Annotated in this window: 1 protein-coding gene; it reads left to right on the forward strand. The window is 78.0% G+C overall.

What is annotated here, in order from left to right; translation table 11 throughout:
* Positions 1-296: 296 nt before the first annotated feature.
* Positions 297-1,847 (forward strand): protein translocase subunit SecD (gene secD / locus ABD308_RS04495; RefSeq protein WP_344325860.1); only part of this gene is annotated, 1,551 nt, incomplete at its 3' end.

Here is a 1,847-nt window from a genome sequence, read left to right on the forward strand (position 1 = left end):
GCCGGCCGCGCTCCCGGGCGCGTGGACGGACGCCCCCCGGCCCCGGCCCGGGGTGTTCGCCCCGGGGCCGCGCCAGGAGCGGGCCCCGCCGTCCGGCCACTACGACCCCCGCCTCACCCGCGGTCCCCCCTCCACCCGGTCCAGCTGACGTCCCATCGCGCCCGCCGGACCGGGTGCCGCGGCCTGCCCGCGGCCCGGAGCGTTCCCGGCGGTGCGCCAGTCCTCGCGTCCGCCCGTCCCGGGTGCGGCGTCCCCCTGCGGACGCCCGGCTCCCGCGGACCGCCCGTGGAGTACCCATGCCTTCTCGCCGTGCCACGTTCTGGCGCGCGCTCGTCGCGCTCGCCGTCGTCGGTCTCTCGCTCTACGTCGCCCTGACCACCCCGCCGCGCCTCGGTCTCGATCTGCGCGGCGGCACCCGGATCGTCCTGGAGACCCAGGACTCGCCCACCGTCCGCGCCGACGCGGGCTCCACCGACCGGGCACTGGAGGTGCTGCGCCGCCGGGTCGACGGCCTCGGCGTCGCCGAACCCTCGCTCGCCCGCGCCGGGGAGCGGCGCATCGTCGTCGAACTGCCCGGCGTCCAGGACCCCCGCGAGGCCGCCGGCGTCATCGGCCGCACCGCCCAGCTCACCTTCCACCCCGTCACCGCGATCGCCGACGGCCCGGCCGGACCCCCCGCGGCGGACGGCTCCCGGGTCCTCGCCGATCCCGGTCTCCCGGGTGCCCACCTGGCGCTGGGCCCGCCCGCGCTGACCGGCGACGGCGTCAAGGACGCCTCGGCCGTCCTCGACACCCAGACGGGCGCGGGCTGGAGCGTCGACCTCTCCTTCCGCGGCTCGGCCGGCGACGCCTGGGCCCGGCTCACCGGGGAAGCGGCGTGCGCCGCGCCGGGCGACGTCACCCGCCGGGTCGCCATCGTGCTCGACGACCGCGTCCTGTCCGCCCCGGGCGTCCAGGACAGCGTGCCCTGCGGACGGGGCATCACCGGCGGTTCGACGCAGATCACCGGCGGCTTCTCGGCCGACGAGGCCCGCGACCTCGCGGCCCTGGTGAAGGGCGGCGCGCTGCCCGTCCCGGTGACGGTGATCGAGCAGAGCACCGTCGGCCCCACCCTCGGCGCCGAGGCGATCCGGGCCAGCGCCCTGGCCGCGGTCATCGGCCTGCTCTGCACCGGGGCCTTCATCATCGCGGTGTACCGCCTGCTCGGGGTGCTGGCCACCGTCGCGCTCGCCCTCTACGGACTGATCTCGTACGCGGCCGTGGTCGCGCTCGGCGCGACGCTCACCCTGCCCGGGCTGGCCGGCTTCGTGCTCGCCATCGGCATGGCGGTGGACGCCAACGTGCTGGTCTTCGAACGGGCCAGGGAGGAGTACACCGCGCCCCGGGCGGCCGGCCGCGGCAGGGAGCCCGACCTGCGGCGCTCGCTGCGCACCGGGTTCGCGAAGGCGTGGAGCGCGGTGGCCGACTCCAACGTGACGACGCTGCTCGCCGCCGGGCTGCTCTTCGTGTTCGCCACCGGCCCGGTGAAGGGCTTCGGGGTGACGCTCTCGATCGGCGTGCTGGCCTCGATGTTCTCGGCCATGCTGATCACCCGGCTGCTCGCCGAGTGGGCGGTGCGGCGCCTGGCCGTCGCCCGGCGGCCCGCCCTGACCGGCATGGCCACCGTCGGCCGGCTCCGGACCCGGCTGACCCGGCGCCCGCCCCGGCTGATGCGCCACCGGCGGCGCTGGCTGGGCGCCTGCGCGGGCCTGCTGCTGCTCGCGCTGGCCGGGATCGGCGGGCGCGGCCTGGACTTCGGCGTCGAGTTCACCGGCGGCCGGGTCGCGCAGTACACCGCCGCGCAGCGG

The sequence above is a fragment of the Kitasatospora putterlickiae genome (assembly GCF_039527695.1).
In the GTDB taxonomy this organism is placed as follows: domain Bacteria; phylum Actinomycetota; class Actinomycetes; order Streptomycetales; family Streptomycetaceae; genus Kitasatospora; species Kitasatospora putterlickiae.